Origin of the sequence: Paracoccus cavernae (genome assembly GCF_042430175.1) — a bacterium.
Taxonomy (GTDB): domain Bacteria; phylum Pseudomonadota; class Alphaproteobacteria; order Rhodobacterales; family Rhodobacteraceae; genus Paracoccus; species Paracoccus cavernae.
This window is the reverse complement of sequence record NZ_JBHMDZ010000002.1, coordinates 97,045-113,514: the sequence shown is the minus strand read 5'-3', so window position 1 is coordinate 113,514 and position 16,470 is coordinate 97,045. Positions and strand designations below refer to the sequence as shown.

The window sequence follows — 16,470 nt, the reverse complement described above, 5'->3', positions numbered from 1 at the left end:
CGCGGTTTTGCCTGCGGATGTGCCCGCGGTTTTGTCCCGGGCTTCGGCGGCCTCGGTGCCTGATGCCCTGCCCCGATGCCCGCCATGAAAAAAACGCGCGAGGTCGGGCCCCGCGCGTTTTCGGTCTTTCTTGGTGATCCTGACAGATCAGCGACCCCAGACGTAGATCGCGAAGAACAGGAACAGCCAGACCACGTCGACGAAGTGCCAGTACCAGGCAGCCGCCTCGAGGCCGATGTGGTTTTCCTGGGTCATCTGGCCGCGCATCAGGCGGATGAGGCAGACGAACAGGAAGATCGTGCCGATGATGACGTGGAAGCCGTGGAAGCCAGTCGCCATGAAGAAGACGCCGCCGTAAACGGTATCCGACAGGCCGAATGCGGCATGGCTGTATTCCAGCGCCTGCAGGCCGGTGAAGAACAGGCCCAGCAGCACTGCAACGGCCAGACCGTTGATCGCGGTCTTGCGGTCGTTCTCATGTGCGAAAGCATGGTGCGCCCAGGTCACGGCAACGCCCGAAAGCAGCAGGACCAGCGTGTTGATGAAGGGCAAGTGCCACGGATCGAAGGTCACGATGCCTTCCGGCGGCCAGATGCCGTCCTTGATCGGGCTGTCAGGCCCCATCGGATACATCGCGTTCTTGAAGAAGGCCCAGAACCAGGCGACGAAGAACATGACTTCCGAGGTGATGAACAAGATCACGCCATAGCGCAGACCGATGCGCACGACCGGCGTGTGATCGCCCTCGTTGCCCTCGTGGGTGACATCGGCCCACCAGCCGAACATGACGTAGAACACGCCAATCAGGCCGATCAGGAACATCCAAGGCCCCTCGACCGGCATGCCGAGGAAGGTGACCCCCCGCATCCATGCCACGCCGCCAACCAGCATGACAAAAGTAGCAACCGCAGCTGCAACCGGCCAAATGGACGGGGGCAAGATGTGATAATCGTGGTTCTTAGCGTGCGCCATTGTCAAATCCTGGCTGTTGGTTCGTCATCGTGTAGCGGGGTTAGTTTACAGTCGGTTGGACTGTAACGTCCAGAGCGGCCTGTGCCTTTGCGGGCGGATCGGTCCGGTGGAACGTATAGGACAGGGTAATGTCGCGGATCCGGCCTGCGTCAGCATCTTTGACCAGCTCGGGGTCGACAAAGAAGTTGACGGGCATCTCGACGCGCTCGCCCGGTTGAAGCGTCTGCTCGGTAAAGCAGAAGCATTCGATCTTGTTGAAATAGTAGCCGGCGATATCGGGGGCGACGTTATAGCTCGCGGTGCCGGTGATCGGCTCGTCCGAGATGTTGATCGCCTCGTAGAAGGCCATTGCCTCTTCGCCGATGCGGAGCGTCATTTCTTTCTGCATCGGGCGGAAGGTCCAGCCCATATCGGTATCGACGTTGGAATCGAAACGCACGCGCACCAGCTCGTCGAGCACCACATCCGGCGCCACGGTCGAGACGTTGGTCGTCCCGCCATAACCCGTCACGCGGCAGAACCACGAGTAGAACGGCACGGCCGCCCAGGCGAGTGCGCCCATGACGAACACCACGCTGAGAAGGGTGATGACCGTTTTCGAATTGCTCTTGTCGTTGGTGCTGCTCATTGCTGCGTCTCCGTTCCTTGCGCCTGCGGAGAGACCTGAGGCGCGGAGGAAGGCGTATCCACAGGCGTCACTGCCGGTTGGGCAGGTGTCGCGGCTGTCGGATCAGTCGACGCATTCGGCGCGGGCAGCGGCTCCGTAATGGGCAGGGCCGAGGCGCGCAGCGTATGGTCGAAACCCTCCATCAGATCTCCCTGGGTGATCTTGACCACCGACAGCGCAAAGACCAGTGCGACAAAGAGAAGCAGCACCGCCAGCAGCCCGAGATTGCGGCTGCGGCGACGTTTGTGAAGCTCGTGTTCGACCTGAAGTGCCATTACCAGCCCCCGACCCAGTGCTGCACCATGAGTGCGAGGAAATGGAGGAAGGTGTAATAGAGCGAGAGTTTGAAAAACTGACGTTCGACCTTGTAGCCATCAGCCTCGGCCGCAGCATCGTCACGGCGCAGGATTTTCCAGCCGCCGTGGATGAACAGAACGTTCAGCACCACCGCCACACCCATGTAGAGCGGGCCGCCGACCGAGGTTACCCCCAGCCAAAGCGCGAAAGGTGCCAGAACAAGCGTATATGCAAAGATGTGCCGGCGCGCCGAGGTGCGACCATGGGTCACCGTCAGCATGGGAACGCCCGCATCCGAATAATCGGCCTTGGTGAACAGAGCCAGCGCCCAGAAGTGCGGCGGTGTCCAGAAGAAGATCAGTGCGAACATCAGCAGGGATTCGATACTGATCCCGCCGGTCGCACAGGCCCAGCCCACCATGGGCGGGAAAGAGCCCGCCGCGCCGCCGATCACGATGTTCTGCGGGGTCAGGCGCTTGAGCCACATCGTGTAGATCACGACATAGAAGAAGATGGTGAAGGCCAGAAAGCCCGCCGCGAACCAATTGGCCGCGAGGCCCAGCATCATCACCGAGAGAACCGAAAGCGCAATGCCGAGGCCAAGCGCTTCACGTCCTTGGATCAACCCGGCCGGGATCGGCCGGGTTTGGGTCCGGCGCATCTTGGCGTCGATATCCGCGTCATACCACATGTTCATCGCGCCGGAGGCGCCGCCCCCGATGGCGATGAACAAGATGCAGCAAAAAGCCACGAACGGGTTCATCGACACCGGCGCGACCACAAGCCCTGCAAGGGCCGTGAACACCACCAGCGACATCACCCGCGGCTTCAGCAGGGCGACGTAATCGCCGAACCCTGCCTCTGCCGGACCTTCATATGCGTTAATCTCAGCCACAGCGTTTCCTAGACCTTACTGAGCCGAAGCCAGCTGGACGGGAGCTGCCGGAAGGTAGTCCGAGGCATCAGCCGCGAATTCCTCTTTTGCACCCGCAAGCCAGGCGTCGTATTTCTCCTGGCTGACCGCCTTGACGACGATCGGCATATAGGCGTGGTTCACACCACAGAGTTCCGAACACTGACCGAAATAGATGCCTTCTTTGTCGGCTTCGAACCAGAGCTGCGCGATACGGCCCGGAACGCCGTCCTGTTTCACGGCGAAGGCCGGAACGGTCCAGCTGTGGATCACGTCGGCAGCGGTAACCTGCACGAGGATCTCTTTGCCGACCGGAACGACGACGGCGTTGTCGGTTGCGAGCAGATATTCCTGTTCGGTGTAACCGGCATCGGCCAGATCTTCTTTTTCCAGCATGATGGCGTCGAAAGCGATGCCGTCATTGGGGTATTCATAGGACCAGTACCACTGGTGGCCGGTCGCTTTGATCACCAGAGCCGGATTGTTCGGCATTTCCTGGCTGCGGAACAGGATCGGCAGCGAGTAGGCGCCGATTGCCACAAGGATCAGCACCGGAACCAGCGTCCATGCGATCTCGAGGGGCGTGTTGTGCGTGAAACGTGCCGGAACCGGGTTCGCGCGCTTGTTGAAGCGCAAGATGCAGTACAGCAGCATAAGGCAGACAAGAACCGTCACCACCGAAATGATGATCAGAACGAAGTGGTCCAGCCACTGCTGGTCGTGCGCCAAGGGGCTTGCCGCCGGCTGAAAATTCATGCCGCCGTCTACCGGAGTCCCGATAATCGGCAGGTCGCCCAGCACGTCCTGCGCCAAAGCAGGAACTGCCGTCGCGGCTGCCAGTCCCGTCGCTGTCATTGCCGCCAGCGCGCGGCGCATTGATGCAATTGCCATCATCCCATCCCGTTGCCTACAGTCATACCGGCCGCCTCGCAGGAAATGCGATCAACCGACATTGGTGCGGACTTCACAACCATATCTTGGCCGGACGGGCAAGCCATACCTATCGACTTTGGGTCAAAAACCCCATACTCGACCACTTCAGAGAGGGACCGCACACATGACCGAAGCCCAATTCGCACCCTTTGACGATCTTCTCGACCGCGATCAGGCCCTGAGCATTCTGCGCTCCGCCGTGGCCGGTGGCGAGGACGGAGAACTCTTCCTCGAACGTTCGCGCGCGGAAAGTCTGGTTTTCGACGACGGACGGCTGCGCAATGCCGGATACGAGGCCGATCAGGGCTTTGGCCTGCGCGCGGTCAGCGGCGAAGTCACGGGCTATGCCCATTCGACCGAAATCAACGAGAAATCACTGCGAAACGCGGCGGAAACCGCGCGTTTGGCGGTCGGAAACGGCGGCGCGACGCTGGCCGCGCCCCCCTCGGGCGAGACCCCTGCCCTCTATGGCGCCTTCGATCCGGCCGCGAATGTGGGCTTTGCCGACCGCGTCCAGCTTTTGCGCGAGATCGACGATTACGCCCGCTCCAAAGACCCCCGCGTCGTTCAGGTCAGCGCCTCGATTTCCAGCGCGGTTCAAGAGGTTGCGATCCTGCGCCCCGAGGGCGGGCTCTGGACCGATTTCCGTCCCATGGCGCGACTGAATGTCACGGTCATGGTCGAATCGAATTCGCGCCGCGAATCGGGCAATGCCGGCGGCGGCGGACGTATTGCGCTTGACGGCCTTGTCGCGCCCCAACATTGGCGCGCTCTGGTCGACGAGGCCCTGCGCATCGCCCTTGTAAACCTGCGTTCCGTGCCCGCTCCTGCCGGCGTGATGGATGTGGTTCTCGGGCCGGGCTGGCCGGGGATTTTGCTCCACGAGGCCGTCGGCCACGGACTCGAAGGTGATTTCAACCGCAAGGGCCATTCGGCTTTTGCAGGACTAATGGGCCAGAGGGTCGCGGCCAAAGGCGTCACCGTGATCGACGACGGCACCATTCCCGACCGCCGCGGCTCGATTTCCGTCGATGACGAGGGCACGCCCCCGGGCCGCAACGTGTTGATCGAGGACGGCATTCTGACCGGCTATATGCAGGACCGCCAAAGCGCGCGATTGATGGGGGTTGCGCCCACCGGCAACGGCCGCCGCCAGAGCTACGCCTATGCGCCGATGCCGCGCATGACCAATACCTTCATGCTCGCAGGGCAGGACGATCCGGCGGCTATGCTCGCCGATCTCAAGGACGGGATTTATGCGGTCGGCTTCGGCGGTGGTCAGGTCGACATCACCAACGGCAAGTTCGTCTTTTCCTGCACCGAGGCCTACCGTGTCAAAAACGGCGTCGTCGGCGATCCGATCCGTGGCGCGACACTGATCGGGGACGGCGCGACCGCGCTCAACCATATCCGCGCGATCGGCAATGACCTCGCGCTGGATCCCGGCATAGGCAATTGCGGCAAGCAGGGCCAATGGGTGCCGGTCGGCGTGGGCTTGCCCTCGCTGTTGATGGGTGGGCTGACCATCGGCGGCTCGGCAGCCTGAGGGCGCACCCTGCGCTTTCTCGGACGGGCGGTTGCCGCAAGGCATCGCCCGCAGCCCGAAAACTAACCGATCCTTAAGATTTCTCCGCCATTCTCGGCGCGAGAAGCAAAAGAATCGGCGCAATGTTCAGAAAATCCCCCCCGAGAGGCGGCTTCCGGCCGGCACGAAACGCTGATTCCGGCGCGGCCTTCGACGCTTTGCGGCTGATCCGCTCGCGCAGGGTCGGGCCTGCGACCTTCTATCGCCTGCTCGAAGAACACGGCAGCACTCAAGCCGCCCTCGCCGCCCTGCCCGACATCGCTCAAGCCGCGGGAATCGCCGGTTACGCCCCCTGTCCGCTGGCCGCGGTTCAGGCCGAGCTTTCCGCAGGCCGGCGCGCGGGCGCACGGCTGCTGAGCTGCTTCGACGCGGATTACCCGCAGGCATTGCGCGATATTCCCGAAGCCCCGCCCGTCATCTGGGTCAAAGGCGATCTTTCCGCGCTGAACAGACCGCAAATCGCCGTCATCGGGGCGCGCAACGCCTCGTCTCTGGGGTTGCGGATGGCGCGCACGCTGGCGGGCGGGCTCTCGCGGGCGGGGATCGTCACCGTCTCGGGCCTCGCGCGCGGCATCGATACCGTCGCGCATGAGGCCAGCCTTGCCACGGGCACGATCGCGGTCATGGCGGGCGGGATCGACGTGATCTATCCCGCCGAGAACACCGAACTCGCCGCGCGGATCTGCGAGACCGGCCTGTTGCTGAGCGAACAGCCCCCCAGCCTCGCCCCTCTCGCGCGCCATTTCCCCGCCCGCAACCGCATCATCTAGGCGCTCAGCCTCGGCGTGGTCGTGGTCGAGGCGGCAGAGCGCTCGGGCAGCCTGATTACCGCCCAAAACGCGCTGGATCAGGGGCGCGAGGTCCTCGCCGTGCCCGGCCATCCGATGGATTCGCGCGCGAGCGGCTGCAACAATCTGATCCGTGACGGCGCGACATTGGTCCGCTCGGCGCAGGATGTGCTGAATGCTCTGGAACTGGCGGACCACCCTCCGCCGGAACGCGGCGCCGCCCGGCGTCCCCCCGTTTTCGAGGAAACGGCCCCCGCTCCGCACGGATCCGGCTCGCCCGCCGAGGAAGCGGGCCGCCAGAAATCGATTCGCGCGCGCATTCTCGCGCGGCTCAACCTCAGTCCGACCGACGAGGATGCGCTTTTGCGCGATCTCGGCATTCCCGCCGCGGAAGGTGCTCAAGAACTGCTGGCGCTCGAACTCGGCGGCGAGGTCCAACGCAGCGGCGGAGGCTTCATCCACCGCAATTAGGCAGGAGCGCCACAGACCAATCGTGCCAAAGCTCCTGCTTTGCGCCGGTTCTCGCGCGAAGCCCCGAAAGCCGTTAGCCGGAAGCCGCCGATCACGCGGCTCTCACGCGGCTGTGCCCGTCCGTTCCGGAACCTGCGCTGGACCGCATCGTTCGTTTCCAGTCTGGTGATGGCGATAAGGCCGAAAGGAAGTTTGATGCGGCATATTTTGAAGACATCCACAGCGATCGTCATGGTCCTGTCCCTGATGACCCCGATGACGGCATTGGCCCAGAACCAGGCGGCGCCGGAAGGCGAAGCCTCGGCGCAACCGGCCGTCGATCCCGCAGCCGCCCCGCCCGCCGAGGCCGCTCCCGAAACGGCGCCCGAAGCAGCGGACGCCCAGGCCGAGCCCCAAGCCGAAGCCGTTGGCGACACCCCGCCACCGCCCCCTCCCCAAGCGGTCGAAGCGGAGGCCGGACAGCCCGTGACCGCCGACGCGCCGTCCGCCAAGCCCGAGGTCGTGGAGGCCCCCGCCCCCGAGGCCAAGCCCGAAGATGCGCAAGCTCAGGCGCAAAAGGCCGAAGCCCTCGCCGCCGAGGCAGAGAAAAAGCCCGAGCCCGCCCCGCGCGAGGCCGTCATGGATGCTGCGCCAGAGACCAAACCGGATGATGCCGCGTCCGAAGCATCTGCCGTCGCGGCCGAAGCGGAAACCGACATGGAACGCGAAGCGGATCCCGTCGTGACCCAGCCTGCAGTGGAAGCCCCTACGCCCAAGCCCGATGACGCTGCAGCCAAAGCCGCCGCCGTGGCGGGCGAAGCCGAGACCGAAATGGAGCGCGAGGCCGATCCCGCCGTGGCCGAACCTGCGGACACCAAGCCGGCAGAAAAACCGGCGGCGAAACCTGCCGCAAACGCCGAGCCGAAGGCGGAGGCCGCGCCGGCCGAAACATCTGTCGGCGACAATCCGGATGCGCTGAAAGACGCCCTCGCGGCAGAGGCGAAAGCCGCGCAAGGGCAAACCGCCACGCCCGAGGCAGAGGCAGAGACAGAGACAGAGACAGAGGAAGCGCGGGCAAAAGCCGAGGCAGAGGCCGCGAATATCGCCAATCTGGTCGAGAACCTCGCCCCGCCCGAAGCCGCAGCCGAAGAGACCGCCGCCGCGGTCGAGGCCGCCGAAGCCAAGGCCCCCGCCGCCAATGACGCGCTCAAGGCGCTTGCCGATGGCGCGACGGCTGCCGCTGCCGGTGGTCAGGTCAGCGAAATGACGGTCAGCGCCGATGATGCGCGCCGCTCGGACGAGGATTTCACCACCTCGGTCGCGAAAAGCATCGCCGATGCGGTTGGTGCCCAGAAGACGGAAGGCGAGGCCAAGGCAAAATCGGACGACAACAAGGGCCGCGACCTCGCACGGCTTGCTCTGGTCGGCATGGCCGGAATGGCGGTCGGCTCGATGCTGTCGAACAACCGCGAGGTTGCGCTCAACACCGGCGACCGCGTGGTCGTGACCCTGCCCGACGGCTCGCAGCAGCTGATCAAGAATGACGACACCCTGCTTTTCCAGCCCGGCTCGAATGTCCAGACCGAGAAATTCTCGGATGGCTCGACCATCACCACGGTGACGCGCGCCGACGGCAGCAAGGTCATGACGATCCGCGACGCCAATATGAACGTGTTGCGCCGCACGGTCCAATCGGCGGACGGAACGCAGACCGACCTGATCGACGACACGGCCGAAAGCGAACCGGTGCGCGTCTCGGAGCTGCCGCCGCCGGCACGGCCGATCGTCTACCAAAGCTCGATGAGCGAGGATGCCTTGCGCGAGGCCCTGATGCAGCAATCGCGGGTCGACCGGCATTTCACCCTCGACCAGATCCGCGACATCGCCCAGGTCCGCGCCTTGGTGCCGCCACTCGATATCCAGTCGATCACCTTCGAGACCGGCTCGGCCGCCGTCCAGCCGGATCAGGCCCGCCAGCTTTCGCTTTTGGGCCGCGCCATCGCGCAATCGATCCGTGACAACCCGCGTGAGATCTTCCTGATCGAGGGCTACACCGATGCGGTGGGCTCGGATGCCTCCAACCTCGCGCTGTCGGATCGCCGCGCCGAATCGGTGGCGCTGGCGCTGTCGGAATATTTCGCCGTGCCGCCCGAAAACCTCGTGGTTCAGGGCTATGGCGAGCGGTTCCTCCGCATCCAGACCGATCAGGCCGAACGTGCGAACCGCCGGGTCGCGATCCGCCGAATCACGGAGCTGATCGCCCAGAACTAAAGCGCCACCTGCCGAAACGCGAAACGGCCTGCGGAGAGCGATCCCCGCAGGCCGTTTCCTGTTCTGACGCGCGCCTCAACCGAGGGCGTAGCCCGTGCCGCGCACCGTACGAACCGGATTTTCGCCGCCGTTCACCATCAGCGCCTTGCGCAGACGCCCGACATGGACGTCGATGGTGCGGGTATCGACATAGACGTCGCGCCCCCAGACCCGGTCGAGCAATTGCTCGCGCGTCCAGACACGGCCGGGCTTTTCCATCAGGGTCGAGAGCAGGCGGAACTCGGTCGGGCCGAGATGCAGCGTCTGCCCGCCGCGAAACACCCGATGCTCGCCCGCATCGAGGATGATGTCCTCGAAGCTCAGACGCTCGCCCATCGTGGTCGGACGGGTACGGCGCAGCTGCGTGCGCAGACGCGCCATCAGCTCGACTACCGAATAGGGTTTGACGACGTAATCATCGGCACCCGTTTCCAGCCCGCGCACGCGGTCGACCTCTTCCGAGCGCGCCGAAAGCATGATGATCGGGATATTGCGCGTCGCAGGATCGGCCTTGACGCGGCGGCAGACCTCGATCCCCGAAACGTTCGGGAGCATCCAGTCGAGCACGATCAGATCGGGCTGTTCCTCCTGAACCAGCAGCATCGCCTCGTCGCCGTTTTCGGCGAGAACCACATGGAAGCCCTCGGCCTCGAGATTGTAGCGCAGGACCTCGCGCTGTGCGCCTTCATCCTCGACGACCAGAACGCAGGGTTGTTGTGCCGATGCCATGCCTCAGTCCTCGCCCTCGTTGAGGTTGGTGCGCACCACGCTGTCGCTTTTGGGGCGGGCCTCTTCGGGGAGTTCGCCCGTGGTGAGATAGATCACCTGCTCGGCAATCCCCGTCGCGTGATCGCCCATGCGCTCGATGTTTTTAGCGATGAAATGGAGATGCATGCAGGCGGTGATGTTGCGCGGATTTTCCATCATATAGGTCAGAAATTCGCGGAAGAGCGCATTGTACATCTGGTCGACTTCGAGGTCGCGCTGGCGCACATCTGCAGCCAGAGCCGCATCGCGCTGGATGAAGCTGTCGAGCGCATCCTTCATCATGCCCTCGACCGTGGCCGACATGCGGCGCAAGGCAATGCCCGAGCCGTTGATCACCGGCATATGCGCCAGAACATGGCTGCGTTTGGCAATGTTTTTGGCGTAATCGCCGACCCGCTCGAGGCTGGCGGAGATCTTGATCACCGTCAGCGCGGTGCGCAGATCCGAGGCGATGGGCGCGCGCAAGGCGATCAACCGCGCGGCTTCCTCGTTGATTTGCGCCTCGAGCGCATCGATGGCCTTGTCGCGTTTGCGCACGTCCTCGGCCAGCTCGTCATCGCGGGTTTCCAGCGCGCGGGCCGCGTCCTGAATGGCGGTTTCGACCATGCCGCCCATTTTGACGACCAGCGCCTGAACGGTTTCGAGGTCGCGGTCGAAGGCGGAAGCAATGTGCTTTTCTGAAATCATCGTCATAATCTCGGCTCCTCGATCAGCCGATCCGGCCGCTGATATAGCTTTCGGTCCGCGGATCGCGTGGGCGGGTAAAGATGTCGTCGGTATCGCCGTATTCCACCAGATTGCCCAGATGGAAGAAGGCGGTTTTCTGGCTGACGCGGGCGGCCTGCTGCATCGAATGGGTCACGATCACCACCGAGTAATCGGCGCGCAGCTGGTCGATCAGCTCTTCGACCTGACTGGTCGCGATCGGATCGAGCGCGGAACACGGCTCGTCCATCAGGAGAACCTCGGGCTGGGTTGCAACCGCGCGCGCGATGCACAGACGCTGCTGCTGGCCGCCCGACAGGCCGGTTCCGGGTTCGTGGAGGCGGTCCTTGACCTCGTTCCAAAGCGCGGCGCCGCGCAAGGATTTCTCGACGATCTCGTCGGTCTCGGCCTTGTTGCGCACCAGCCCGTGGATGCGCGGGCCGTAGGCCACATTGTCGTAGATCGATTTGGGGAACGGGTTGGGCTTTTGAAAGACCATGCCGATCTTGGCGCGCAGTTGCACCGGATCGACGCGGCGGTCGTAGATGTCCTCGCCCATCAGATCGATGCGGCCCTCGACGCGGGCGATGTCGATCGTGTCGTTCATGCGGTTGATGCAGCGCAGAAAGGTCGATTTGCCGCAACCCGAGGGGCCGATGAAGGCCGTCACGGTTTTGTCGAGGATATCGACATCAACGTCTTTGATCGCATGTTTCTCGCCGTAATAGACCTGCACGGCCCGGGCAGAGATCTTGACGTCGTTTTGGGTCACGGCGCGCTCCATGATGCTCATGTCGTTCATATCAGAATTCCTTTCTGGGATCACCACCGGCGCTCGAAGCGGCGACGCAGGAAAATGGCGAGAAGGTTCATGCAGAGCAGGAAGACCAGAAGCACGATGATCGCGCCGCCGGCCCGCTCGAAAAAGGCGGGGTCGGCGCGCTGGGTCCAGTTGTAGATCTGGACCGGCAGCGCCGAGGCGGGATCGCCCAGACCGCCGAGGCTGTTGATTCCCTCGGCGGGCCAGGGCGCACCGGGGAAGTTTTTCACGAATGCGACCATGCCGATCAGCAGAAGCGGCGCGGTTTCGCCCAGAGCCTGCGCCAGACCGATGATCGTGCCGGTCAGGATGCCGGGCAGAGCCAGCGGCAGGACATGGTGGAAGATCGTCTGCATCTTCGAGGCACCGATCCCCAAGGCCGCATCGCGGATCGAGGGCGGCACGGCCTTGAGCGCGGCGCGGGTCGAGATGATGATGGTCGGCAGCGTCATCAGCGTCAGCACCAGACCACCGACGATCGGCGCCGATTGCGGCAGGTGCATGAAGTTGATGAAAGCCGCGAGGCCGAGGATGCCGAAGACGATCGAAGGCACCGCCGCGAGGTTCGAGATATTGACCTCGATAATATCGGTCAGGCGGTTTTTCGGCGCGAACTCTTCCAGATAGATCGAGGCGGCGACCCCGATCGGCACGGCGAGAAACAGCACGATCAGCATCATGTAGAGCGAGCCGAGGATCGCGACGCCGACGCCGGCCGCCTCGGGGCGCTGGTCGGAGGCATCGGGATTGGTGAGGAAGGACCAGTTCCATTTGGTCTCGACCAGCCCGTCATCCTTGAGCTGTTGCGCCAGCGCAAGCTGCGCGGGCGAGGTATTGCTGTCGCGGGCGGCGGCCTCCATCGTGACGCGGCCCTTGAAGAAACCGTCGACGCGGCCATTGGTCAGGAAGCTCGAATCGATGGTCTTGCCGACCAGCTCGGGATTGGCGAGCACCATGGCGCGCAGCTGCGCGGGCGCCTCTTTGGAGATGAGATCGCCGATATCCTTGTCCGAGAGCCCCTCTTCGCTGATGCCGTTCGCGGCCAGCGCCTGACGCAGCGCCGCATCGACCACGCGACCGTAACCGATCGTCGTGACCTTGCGCAGATCCTCGGGATTGCGCGCGCCTTTGGGATCGACGATCTGCGTATCCAGCGTCACGGGGATGGTGATATAGGTCTGCCGGAAGGCACCCATTCCGCCCGAAAGCACGGTATAGAGCAGCGCGATGAGGCACAGGACGGCGATGACGATCGCTCCCATCCCATAGGCGCGAAAACGGGCTTCGGCGCGGTGGCGGCGGCGGAGGTTGGCATCCGCCTGCATCAGCGAGCCGTGACGACGCGCCGGCGCGGCTGCCGGGGCCGCTCCCATATTGGTTGCGTCGGTCATTCGTACTGCTCCCGGTATTTGCGCACGACATAGAGCGCGAGGATGTTGAGCCCCAGCGTGATGATGAACAGCGACAGGCCGAGCGCGAAGGCCACGAGGGTCTCGGGCGCGCGGAAGTCGGTATCGCCGGTCAGCTGCGAAACGATCTTCACGGTGATCGTCGTCATGGCCTCGAAAGGGTTGAGGTCCATTTTCGCGGCCGCCCCCGCCCCCATGACCACGATCATGGTCTCGCCGATGGCACGCGAGGCCGCCAGCAGGACGGCGCCGACGATGCCCGGCAGGGCTGCGGGCAGAACCACCTTGCGCACGGTTTCCGATTTGGTCGAACCAAGGCCGAGCGCGCCGTCACGCAGGCTTTGCGGCACGGCGTTGATGATGTCGTCCGACAGCGAGCTGACGAAGGGGATGAGCATGATGCCCATCACGAGGCCTGCGGTCAGCACCGAGGAACCCGAGCTTCCGAGGTTCAGCGGCTGGGCGAAATAGTCGCGCAGCATCGGGCCGACAGTGATCAGTGCGAAAAGGCCGTAGACGATGGTCGGTATGCCTGCGAGCACTTCGATCACCGGCTTGACCACCGAGCGCAGGCGCGGGCCGGCATATTCCGACATGTAGATCGCGGCAAACAATCCGACCGGCACCGCCACAACCAGCGCGATGAACGAGACGTAAAGCGTGCCCCACATCAGCGGCAGCATGCCCAGCTGCGAGCCGCCGCCGAAGCGCGGCGACCAGGTGGTGCCGAAGAGGAACTCGGTCCAGGCATATTGTTTGAAGAAGTTGGCAGTCTCAAAAAGCATCGACAAGACGATGCCGAGTGTCGTCAGGATCGCGATGCTCGAACAGGCGATCAGCAGGCCTTTGACATAGGTCTCGACAAGCGCGCGTGCGCGGAAATCGGGGGTCATCCGTCTCAGCGTGGTGATCAGGCCGAAAACGGCAACCGCAAGCACGATCAGCGTCAGCGTGAGGCGCGCGCCTTGCCCGACCTCGCCCGGAACATCGACCGCCGAGGCGGGATCGACGATGGCCGCCTGGATGATCGCGATCACGATCATCGCCAGAAACGCCGGAAGCGCGGTCGAAAGGGCAACGCCCCAGCCGTGATAGGGCGGGCGCGAATTCAAGCGGCGGCTGTCGCCCCCCGCGAGGGAGAGCGCGCGGTTGACACCCAGAACATAGCCGATGACGGCCAGTCCAAGGATTGTCAGCACGATCCAGATTGTCGGCATAAGGGCCTCGGGCTTTCGTGAAAAATACGGACGGAACGGAAGAATCTGGTGGGTAGGATCGGGTCGTTAAGGGAGAAGCGGGGCCATTTCTGACCCCGCTTCCGGTAAGCGCTTATTGTGCCAGCACCGTTTCGTCGGCGACGGCTTTCTGGACTTCCGCCAGCGCCGGATCGGCAACCAGCCCGTATTGGGCCAGCGGGCCCTCGGCCCCTGCGATATCGTCCGAAACGAAGAATTCCGCGAACTCCTTCAGGCCCGGAACCGTGCCGATATGGGCTTTCTTGACGTAGAAGAAGAGCGGGCGCGACACGGGATAGTCACCGGCCGAGATGGTCTCGGTCGAGGGCGCGACGCCGCTCATCGTGGCGACTTTCAGCTTGTCGGTGTTGTTTTCGTAAAACGACAGGCCGAAGACGCCGATGCCGTTCAGCGACGAGCCGATGCGGGCGAGGGTTTCGGTGTAATCGCCGTCGATATCGACCGATTTACCGTCGGTGCGCAGGGTCGAGCAGGCTTCTTTGCCCTTCTCGTCACCCAGCTCGGTCTTGAGAGCCGCAGCCGCGCCGCTTTCCTCGCAGCCTGCCGCGATCACCTTTTCGTCAAAGACTTCGCGGGTGCCGTGCTTGGTGCCCGGAACGAAAGCGAGGATCTCCTGATCGGGCAGATCGGCGCGGATCTCGTTCCATTTCGTATAGGGGTTGGCGACAACCTTGCCGTCCTTGACCACCTGCGCCGAAAGGGCGTTGAACCAGTCGGCGGGGGTGAATTCAAAGGAATTGCCGTTGATGTCGCTGGCAAAGACGATCCCGTCATAGCCGATGCGGACTTCCACGATGTCGGTCACGCCATTGGCTTTGCAGACTTCGATCTCGCTGGCTTTGATCGGACGCGAGGAGTTCGCGATATCGATCGTATTGTCGCCGACACCGTCGCAGAACTTCTTGAGGCCTGCCGAAGAGCCGCCCGATTCGACGACCGGCGTCGGGAAGTCCGAGTTCTCGGCAAAGGCTTCTGCGGCGATGGTCGAATAGGGCAGCACCGTGGACGAGCCTGCGACCTGGATCTGGTCGCGTGCTGCAGCAGCCGTTGCGGTCGCTGCGATGATGGCCAGAGCCGAGACGGTGAGTTTCGCGGAAGTCATGGATCTCTCCTGAATGTCGTGCGGTCGGGTTCGACCATGGCTGTGACCTAGGCCCTCGACATGTCGCTTCTGCTAAAGTTTTGTGTCACTTGCGTGACGTTGTGCGCGACCCCGATCAAATCATTGAAAACGCTTAATTATGTCGCGGAAATTTGGCGTAATTTTTCTCGGGGCGCTGTCACATTCGGGCAAATCCCTCGACAACAACCCGATTCGTCTAGCCGCGATTCGCCCGAATGTGACGGCTCTTGTCACAAAACCCGACCGGATTCGCGCCCGCCGGACGGCCGCGCGAAAGCGTGCCCCACAAGCGAAAGCCGCGCCCGAGGGCGCGGCTGGTGCAGGTCGTTCTCTGTCCGAATACGTTCGGGCTTAGCGGCCGATCGGACCGCGCTGCCCGCCGGTCTGGGCGCGGTCGAGCAGAAGATGGTCGAGGATGACGCAGGCCGCCATCGCCTCGGCGATTGGAACGGCGCGGATGCCGACGCAGGGATCGTGGCGGCCCTTGGTGATCAGTTCGATCTCCTCGCCCTTTTGGTTGATCGTGCGGCGCGGGGTCAGGATCGAGCTGGTCGGCTTGACCGAAAAGCGCACCACGATGTCCTGTCCGGTCGAAATCCCGCCCAGAATGCCGCCTGCATGGTTCGACAGGAACACCGGCCCGTCATTGCCCATGATGATCTCGTCGGCATTCTCGGTTCCGGTCAGGCCCGCTGCCGCCATGCCCTCGCCGATCTCGACGCCTTTGACCGCATTGATCGACATCATGGCCGCCGCGAGCTCGGTATCGAGCTTGGCATAGATCGGCGCGCCGAGGCCTGCGGGGCAGCCCTCGATCAGGACCTCGACTGCCGCGCCGACCGAATTGTGATCCTTGCGGATCGCGTTCAGATAGCTTTCCCATTCGGGGACGGCACCGGCATCGGGCAGGAAGAACGGGTTGTTCAGGATCTCGCTCGCGTCGAATTTCGTGCGGTCGAGATGCAGGCTGCCCATCTGGGTCATATAGCCGCTGATACGCAGGTCCGGCACGAGATCGCGCAGCACCGCCTGCGCCACGCCACCCGCCGCGACCCGCGCCGCAGTCTCGCGCGCCGAAGAGCGCCCGCCGCCGCGATAATCGCGGATGCCGTATTTCATCTGATAGGCGATATCGGCATGGCCCGGACGAAAGGCCTGCGCGATTTCGCCGTAATCCTTCGACCGCTGGTCGGTGTTCTCGATCATCAGCTGGATCGGCGTGCCGGTCGTCTTGCCCTCGAACACGCCCGAGAGGATGCGCACCGCATCCGGCTCTTGACGCTGGGTGGTGAATTTCGACGTGCCCGGACGGCGACGGTCGAGGAATTGCTGGATGAAGGCCTCGTCCAGCGCGACACCGGGCGGGCAGCCGTCGACCGTCGCGCCAAGCGCAGGCCCGTGGCTTTCGCCCCAGGTGGTGAAGCGGAACAGATGGCCGAAAGTGTTGAAGCTCATGGATCGCCCTGCCTGAAGG

14 protein-coding genes and 1 pseudogene are annotated in these 16,470 nt (G+C 63.7%); 3 read left to right on the top strand and 12 right to left on the bottom strand.

Annotated elements, in window-relative coordinates; genetic code table 11:
- Window positions 1-147: 147 nt before the first annotated feature.
- From ACFFUC_RS04180 to coxB, 5 genes are read right to left on the bottom strand one after another with little or no spacing between them, the layout of a single operon-like run.
- Window positions 148-972, bottom strand: a complete 825-nt coding sequence (locus ACFFUC_RS04180) for a cytochrome c oxidase subunit 3 (RefSeq protein ID WP_377683834.1) — start codon at window positions 970-972, stop codon at window positions 148-150.
- Between the two features lie 40 nt (window positions 973-1,012).
- Complete coding sequence (locus ACFFUC_RS04175) at window positions 1,013-1,600, bottom strand: cytochrome c oxidase assembly protein (protein ID WP_377683832.1); 588 nt, start codon at window positions 1,598-1,600, stop codon at window positions 1,013-1,015.
- Window positions 1,597-1,914 (bottom strand): cytochrome c oxidase system small membrane protein, encoded by a 318-nt coding sequence (locus ACFFUC_RS04170; RefSeq protein ID WP_377683831.1) that lies wholly within the window; start codon window positions 1,912-1,914, stop codon window positions 1,597-1,599. The genes ACFFUC_RS04175 and ACFFUC_RS04170 overlap by 4 nt, the downstream gene beginning before the upstream one ends.
- Window positions 1,914-2,831, bottom strand: coding sequence for a heme o synthase (gene cyoE, locus ACFFUC_RS04165; protein ID WP_377683828.1), 918 nt, complete (start codon window positions 2,829-2,831; stop codon window positions 1,914-1,916). The genes ACFFUC_RS04170 and cyoE overlap by 1 nt, the downstream gene beginning before the upstream one ends.
- 15 nt (window positions 2,832-2,846) lie before the next feature.
- A complete protein-coding gene (coxB, locus tag ACFFUC_RS04160; RefSeq protein WP_377683826.1) occupies window positions 2,847-3,743 on the bottom strand; it encodes a cytochrome c oxidase subunit II in 897 nt (298 codons plus the stop codon).
- A 163-nt stretch (window positions 3,744-3,906) separates the two neighbouring features.
- Between coxB and tldD the strand changes: the two genes are divergently transcribed.
- From tldD to ACFFUC_RS04145, 3 genes and pseudogenes are all read left to right on the top strand, one after another.
- Window positions 3,907-5,328, top strand: coding sequence for a metalloprotease TldD (gene tldD, locus ACFFUC_RS04155; RefSeq protein ID WP_377683825.1), 1,422 nt, complete (start codon window positions 3,907-3,909; stop codon window positions 5,326-5,328).
- Between the two features lie 122 nt (window positions 5,329-5,450).
- Window positions 5,451-6,626 (top strand): annotated as a pseudogene (dprA, locus tag ACFFUC_RS04150) (DNA-processing protein DprA).
- Between the two features lie 195 nt (window positions 6,627-6,821).
- Window positions 6,822-8,876 carry an OmpA family protein gene (locus tag ACFFUC_RS04145; RefSeq protein WP_377683823.1) on the top strand — a complete coding sequence of 685 codons (2,055 nt, stop codon included), beginning with the start codon at window positions 6,822-6,824 and terminating at the stop codon, window positions 8,874-8,876.
- A 75-nt stretch (window positions 8,877-8,951) separates the two neighbouring features.
- On the opposite strand, the gene phoB is transcribed toward ACFFUC_RS04145, so the two are convergent.
- The 7 genes from phoB to aroC all read right to left on the bottom strand — a co-directional run bounded on the left by phoB (window position 8,952) and on the right by aroC (window position 16,451).
- Window positions 8,952-9,644, bottom strand: a complete 693-nt coding sequence (gene phoB, locus ACFFUC_RS04140) for a phosphate regulon transcriptional regulator PhoB (RefSeq protein WP_377683822.1) — start codon at window positions 9,642-9,644, stop codon at window positions 8,952-8,954.
- Window positions 9,645-9,647: 3 nt separating this feature from the next.
- On the bottom strand, window positions 9,648-10,370 hold the full coding sequence (gene phoU / locus ACFFUC_RS04135) for a phosphate signaling complex protein PhoU (RefSeq protein WP_377684152.1): 723 nt from the start codon (window positions 10,368-10,370) through the stop codon (window positions 9,648-9,650).
- A gap of 22 nt (window positions 10,371-10,392) precedes the next feature.
- A complete protein-coding gene (gene pstB, locus ACFFUC_RS04130; RefSeq protein ID WP_377683821.1) occupies window positions 10,393-11,190 on the bottom strand; it encodes a phosphate ABC transporter ATP-binding protein PstB in 798 nt (265 codons plus the stop codon).
- A 20-nt stretch (window positions 11,191-11,210) separates the two neighbouring features.
- Window positions 11,211-12,599, bottom strand: coding sequence for a phosphate ABC transporter permease PstA (pstA, locus tag ACFFUC_RS04125; protein ID WP_377683819.1), 1,389 nt, complete (start codon window positions 12,597-12,599; stop codon window positions 11,211-11,213).
- On the bottom strand, window positions 12,596-13,834 hold the full coding sequence (pstC, locus tag ACFFUC_RS04120) for a phosphate ABC transporter permease subunit PstC (protein ID WP_377683817.1): 1,239 nt from the start codon (window positions 13,832-13,834) through the stop codon (window positions 12,596-12,598). Before pstC ends, pstA begins: the two co-directional genes overlap by 4 nt.
- Before the next feature lie 112 nt (window positions 13,835-13,946).
- A complete protein-coding gene (locus ACFFUC_RS04115; protein ID WP_377683815.1) occupies window positions 13,947-14,975 on the bottom strand; it encodes a substrate-binding domain-containing protein in 1,029 nt (342 codons plus the stop codon).
- Between the two features lie 372 nt (window positions 14,976-15,347).
- Window positions 15,348-16,451, bottom strand: a complete 1,104-nt coding sequence (gene aroC, locus ACFFUC_RS04110; protein ID WP_377683814.1) for a chorismate synthase — start codon at window positions 16,449-16,451, stop codon at window positions 15,348-15,350.
- Window positions 16,452-16,470 lie beyond the last annotated feature (19 nt).